This window comes from Pararhizobium sp. (assembly GCF_035497515.1).
In the GTDB taxonomy this organism is placed as follows: Bacteria; Pseudomonadota; Alphaproteobacteria; order Rhizobiales; family Rhizobiaceae; genus Pararhizobium.
Genome location: NZ_DATJDJ010000223.1, coordinates 1 through 5,829, shown reverse-complemented (window position 1 = coordinate 5,829; position 5,829 = coordinate 1). Strand labels below are relative to the sequence as shown.

At 60.0% G+C, this 5,829-nt stretch carries 7 protein-coding genes; all 7 read left to right on the top strand.

What is annotated here, in order from left to right:
• Positions 1-827: LysR substrate-binding domain-containing protein (locus tag VL202_RS23480; protein ID WP_325466473.1), on the top strand; the 827-nt coding region annotated here is incomplete at its 5' end.
• 166 nt (positions 828-993) lie between these two features.
• The gene (locus tag VL202_RS23475; RefSeq protein WP_325466472.1) at positions 994-1,167 is read left to right on the top strand and encodes a hypothetical protein; all 174 of its coding nucleotides are present in this window, start codon (positions 994-996) and stop codon (positions 1,165-1,167) included.
• A gap of 14 nt (positions 1,168-1,181) precedes the next feature.
• Positions 1,182-2,387, top strand: a complete 1,206-nt coding sequence (locus tag VL202_RS23470) for an NAD(P)/FAD-dependent oxidoreductase (RefSeq protein WP_325466471.1) — start codon at positions 1,182-1,184, stop codon at positions 2,385-2,387.
• 172 nt (positions 2,388-2,559) lie between these two features.
• Positions 2,560-3,609: an aromatic ring-hydroxylating dioxygenase subunit alpha gene (locus tag VL202_RS23465; protein WP_325466470.1), complete on the top strand. Its 1,050-nt coding sequence runs from the start codon at positions 2,560-2,562 to the stop codon at positions 3,607-3,609.
• A 51-nt stretch (positions 3,610-3,660) separates the two neighbouring features.
• Positions 3,661-4,248 carry a peroxidase-related enzyme gene (locus VL202_RS23460; RefSeq protein WP_325466469.1) on the top strand — a complete coding sequence of 196 codons (588 nt, stop codon included), beginning with the start codon at positions 3,661-3,663 and terminating at the stop codon, positions 4,246-4,248.
• A complete protein-coding gene (locus VL202_RS23455) occupies positions 4,245-5,033 on the top strand; it encodes an amino acid ABC transporter ATP-binding protein (RefSeq protein WP_325466468.1) in 789 nt (262 codons plus the stop codon). The genes VL202_RS23460 and VL202_RS23455 overlap by 4 nt, the downstream gene beginning before the upstream one ends.
• A 29-nt stretch (positions 5,034-5,062) precedes the next feature.
• A partial coding sequence (locus VL202_RS23450) for an amino acid ABC transporter permease (protein WP_325466467.1) occupies positions 5,063-5,829 on the top strand: 767 nt, incomplete at its 3' end.

Sequence of the window (5,829 nt, the reverse complement as noted above, 5' to 3'; positions counted from 1 at the left end):
GTTCGGTCAGCCAGCATGTAAAAGCCCTGGAGGAATGGATCGGCCAGCCGCTTCTGGTGCGGGGAGCACGAAGCACGACAGCGACGAAACAAGGCCAGTTGCTCGCCGATGCGATTTCGAGCGGCGTCGGGCAGATCAGCGAGTTGTGCGAAAAACTGCGCAGCAAACGAAGCGCCGACCAGACGATCACCGTTTCTTGCGTTCCGGGCTTTGCCGTCATGTGGCTGTTCCCGCGGCTGATCAAGTTCGACCAGCTGTATTCCAACATGCCGGTCTCGATCTCGACGGATGCGTCTTCGGCGAAGCTCATGCCGGGGCAAGTGGATCTGGCGATTCTGTATGGGCTGGGCAATCATCCTGGATTGCACGTGGAGCGTCTGATAGGGGAGCGGGTGTTTCCTGTTTGTGCCCCCTCGCTATTGGCAGGGAGAAACCCCCCTTTGCGCGACCTCGCGGATATGACGCAGCACACATTGCTGGTCGATGAGCTCAATTACGCGATAGGCGATCCGCCGTCCTGGAACTTCTGGGCGGAGCAGACCGGTCAATCGCTGCCGACGCCAGCCCGCATCCGCCGCTTCGGACAATCGAACATGGTCGTGCAGGCCGCCATACAAGGGCAGGGCGTGGCGATGGGACGCGATCCGCTGGTTGCCGACGCGATGCTGAATGGCAGCCTCGTGCAGCCGTTCGGCGGTTACGCTATCTCGAACTTCGCCTATTGGTTCGTCTGCCCCAAGGGCGCCATGAAGACTGAACGAGTGCGCTGTTTCCGTGATTGGCTGTTCAGGGAGCAAGCCGAGACTTATCTGGCCGAATTAAGATGAACTAATGCCTGCATTAATCACATGAGGATTGGGCTGGACCGCCTGCCGACCTAATATGGCCCGGCAATCGTTGTTCAACGCAGGTGAGTATGCACGTCAGGATGTTTTCATCTTTTGCACGGCTGGCCGGCGACGCTGAAGCCGTCCATTGTGCAGGACAAGCCGCATGCCGCGGGTGACTTTCACCGATCATCGCGGCCAATCCGTTGCCGTGGAGGAGCGCGACATGCTGGAGTTTGCCGCGGCGGAGATCACCAACGCCTCGCGGCTCTCGTGCCAGATCAAGCTGACTGTGGATCATGACGGCCTGTGCGTGACGACACCCGAGACGCGGGTTTGACCCGAGAACCAGCCGTGAAGCGTCTCGTCATCGTCGGAGCCGGGCAGGCGGGATTGTCGACCGCGGCGCGTCTGCGCAGCCAGGGCTTCGACGGCGCCATCACGATTCTGGGCGAGGAACCATCCTTGCCGTATCAGCGCCCGCCGCTGAGCAAGAAATATCTTACAGGCGAATATGACGCCGAGAGGCTGCTGCTGCGCGCGGAAAGCTTCTATCGCGACCAGGAGATTGCCGTGCGCATCGGAACGAGGGTCGCCGGCATCGACAGGGCTGCCAAGCACGTAGAGGCGAATGGGGGCGCAATTGCCTATGACTGCCTGGTGCTGACGACCGGAGCGCGCCCGCGTACCTTGCCCGCCCATTTGGGTGGCGAACTCGAACGCGTTTACTCCATGCGCAGTCTGGCCGATGCGGATGCGATGGCGCCCGAATTCGTATCCGGGCGGCGCGTGGTGATCATCGGCGGCGGATATGTCGGACTGGAGGCTGCCGCGGTCGCCGCGTCGCGCGGCTTGCGGGTGACGCTGGTCGAGGCCTCGAGCCGCATTCTTCAAAGGGTGGCCGCCCCGCAGACGTCCGACTACTTCCGCGCCTTGCATGAGGACCATGGGGTCACCCTCATCGAAGGCGTCGGTCTCGACAGGCTGCTCGGTGATCATGCCGTTGCGGGGGCAAGACTTCTGGACGGCCGCGAGATCGGTGCCGACTTTGTGCTGGTCGGTATCGGCGTTCAGCCGAACGCAGAGCTGGCGGAACGATCGGGTCTCCATAGCGACAACGGCATTGAGGTGGATGCCTTCGGCAGAACCTCCGATCCGGCGGTTTTTGCCGCGGGGGATTGTTGTTCATTTCCATATAAAGGCCGCCGGATCCGGCTGGAATCCGTGCCGAATGCGATTGCGCAGGCAGAGGCGGTCGCCGATGTGATTTTGGGAGGAGGCGAAGCCTATATTCCCGACATCTGGTTCTGGTCGGACCAGTACGATGTGAAGATGCAGATTGCAGGACTGAATACAGGCTACGACTCGGTTGTCGGGCGTCGTGACGGCGAGACCAGATCATTCTGGTATTATCAGAATGAGAGGCTGATTGCGGTCGATGCGCTGAACGACGCGCGCTCCTTCATGACCGCGAGGCGGTGGCTGAAGGCCGGCCTGTCGCCGCGATCCGACGACATCGCCACGCCTGGCTCGCCGCTCTCGGCGCTTGGCGTCACCTGATGGCGCCATGCGGCGCGGAGTGGCGCGAATCGACGCATGGCAATGGCATTTGTCGTTAGATTTCCTAATGCCTGTCATAATAATTCAAATATTGGGCCGGCAGGCTGGATCGGACTAGTGTGATCGGAACCGAAGCAGGCGGGGTGAGCCGCTTACCGATAGGCAACCAGGCATGTATCTAAGAAATACGTGGTATGTGGCGGGGTGGAGCAGGGATTTCGGTCGCGCGCTGAAGCCAGAGACCTTCCTTGGTGAAAACATCGTCATCTATCGCAAGGAGGATGGCTCGCCGGTGGCGCTGGAAGATGCCTGCCCGCATCGGAAATTGCCCCTGTCGAAAGGCCGGCTGCTGGGCGACACTGTCGAGTGCGGATATCATGGGCTGACCTTTGACTGTGCCGGCGCATGCGTTGACGCACCGACACAGCGCGGCCAGATTCCAGCTCGCGCAATGGTCAAATCCTATCCTGTCGTCGATCGCTACCGCTTCGTGTGGATATGGATGGGTGACCCGGCGCTGGCCGATCCCGACAAGATTTTCCCGATAGCCAACTTCGACAATCCGAGCTGGGGTTGCACCGATGGCGGCGTGCTCGACATCGACTGCAACTATCTCTGGATTTGCGACAATCTGCTTGACCCGAGCCATGTGGCCTGGGTGCATGTCGGCTCCTTTGCCGGCGCCGGCACCGACGATCAGCCCCTGACCGTTGCCAAGACGGATCGGGGCGTGCTTGTTTCGCGCTGGATTTACGGCAACATGCCGTCGCCCTACTATGCCGGGCTGGTGCGCTTCGAGGGCGCATGCGATCGGCTTCAGCATTACGAAATGTGCTTCCCGGCCATTGCGTTGAACAAGTCGATCTACACGCCGGCGGGCACCGGCGGCCCGGATGCGCCTCCCGTTGACAAGACCTATGTCAACATCTCGTACAACTTCATGACGCCGATCGATGAAAATCGCTCGCGCTACTTCTGGTTCCAGCATCGCAATACTGATCCACAGGACAAGGCGATCTCCGAGAAGATGAACGCCGGCGCCCGGATGGCCTTCGAGGAAGATCGCGAGGTGCTTGTCGCCGTGCATAACGGCATGAAGCGCAAGACATCGCCCAATATCGATCTTGGGCTCGATGCGGGCGCGAAGCTGTTCAGGCTGCATCTTCAGCGGCTGATCGACGCGGAATCTTCTGCTTCCGCTCCGCTCGGCGCAGTGGGATGATTGCGGCGTATCAACATTGCCGATTCGCGCCTGACGCCACGAGGAGACGTAATGACAGCCTGGATCAAGATGATTTCCGATGGCGAGGCTGACGCTGAGCTGCTCGAGGTCCTGAAGCTGGCGCGCACGCCGCATGGCACCGTGGACAATGTGATGCGGGTGCATTCCCTGCGTCCCAATACGATGAAGGGCCATGTGAGCCTCTATCGGGCGGCCCTTCATGACGACGCCAACACATTGCCGATGTGGCTGCAGGAAACGATCAGCTCCTACGTCTCCATTCTCAACAACTGCCGGTATTCATGGGCCAATCACTGGGCCAATGCCCGTCATCTGATCGCCGATGACAAGCGGGCTGATGTGATCGAGAAGGCGTTGCGGGCGCGCAAGCCGGAGGAGGCCTTCGAGGGCCGGGAACTGGCCGCCATGTGTTATGCGGAGAAGCTGACAGTCGCTGTCGGCGATATGGAAGAAGCCGACGTTATCGCTCTGCGGCGGCATGGCCTTGACGATGGTCAGATTCTCGAGATCAACCAGATCGTCGGCTACTTCAACTATGTCAACCGGCTGCTCAATGGACTGGGCGTGTCCACTGCCGGTGATGTTGTCGGCTATTATTCCGGATCCACCGAATCATGACGGTGAACGGAAACTCCAGTGCAATTTCCGTCGGACCGCCTTCGGCCGATCCGTTCGTCATTCAACTCATCGATATCGATAAATATTATGATCAGTTTCAGGCGCTCAAGGGCGTGACCTTGAACGTGCGCGCAGGCGAAAAGGTCGTCGTCTGCGGGCCGTCCGGATCGGGCAAATCGACGATGATCCGCTGCATCAACCGCCTGGAGAAGCACGATGCCGGCCGTATTGTCGTCGATGGCGTCGAGCTGAACGATGACATGAAGAACATCCGGGCCGTCCGGCAGGACGTCGGCATGGTGTTCCAGCAATTCAACCTGTTTCCGCATTTGACGGTCCTTGAAAATCTGACCATCGGGCCGATCCGCGTGCGCAAAATCCCGCAGCAGGAGGCTATCGCGCGGGCGCGCAAATATCTCGAGCGCGTGCACATTCCGGAGCAGGCCGACAAATATCCAGGCCAGCTCTCCGGTGGCCAGCAGCAACGCGTCGCCATCGCCCGCTCGCTTTGCATGGAAACGCGGATCATGCTGTTCGATGAGCCGACATCGGCGCTCGATCCCGAGATGATCAACGAAGTTCTCGATGTCATGGTGGAGCTCGCCGCCTCTGGAATGACGATGGTCTGCGTGACGCACGAGATGGGCTTTGCGCGCAAGGTCGCCGATACCATGGTGTTCATGGAGGCCGGCCAGATCGTCGAAGTGGCGCCGCCGGAGAAATTTTTCTCCAATCCGTCCAGCGAGCGCTGCCGACTGTTCCTCGACAAGGTCCTGCAGCACTGATGGCGGTGGTGAACCAAGAGGCTGCGAGCATGCCGGCATCGGTTGCGATGAAGGGCAAGGCGTGGACACTGTCGCGGCTCATGGCGACGCGTCCGGTCGCGGTGGCCGTCTATGTCCTGATTGTCGGCCTGATCATCTATCTGGCCTATGATGGCTCGCGGGCAATGGGATACAACTGGCAGTGGTATCGTGTTCCCCGTTACTTCTTCCGTTTCACGAATGACGGCTTCGAGCTGGGCGAAATTCCAATCGGGCTCCTCGGCACCCTGGCAATCACGGGCGCCTCGTTCGTCGTAGCGCTTTTGCTTGGCCTTGGAGTCGCGTTGTTGCGGCTGTCCAGCCTGGTGGTCGGCCGCGCCGTTGCGATCGGCTATCTTGAGATCGTGCGCAACATCCCGCTGCTGGTGCTACTATACCTCTTCTACTACGTAATAGGACCGATCTTCGGTCTGGACAGGTTCTCGGCGAGCATTGCCTGTCTCGGCGCGTTCCATGCGGCAACGATATCCGAAATCTTTCGCGCCGGGATCAATGCCGTCTCGCCCGGCCAGTGGGAGGCTTCCCATTCCATCGGAATGACCGATGGCCAGATATATCGCTACATCGTGCTGCCGCAGTCGGTTCCCTTCGTCCTGCCGCCGATGACCAATGAGATTGTCGGGCTTGTGAAGAGCTCAGCCATCGTCAGCGTTATCGCGGTGGCCGAACTCACGACAATCGGCCGAAACATCATCTCCAATACCTATATGAGCTTCGAAATATGGTTCACCATCGCAGCCGTCTACATGGCCGTGAG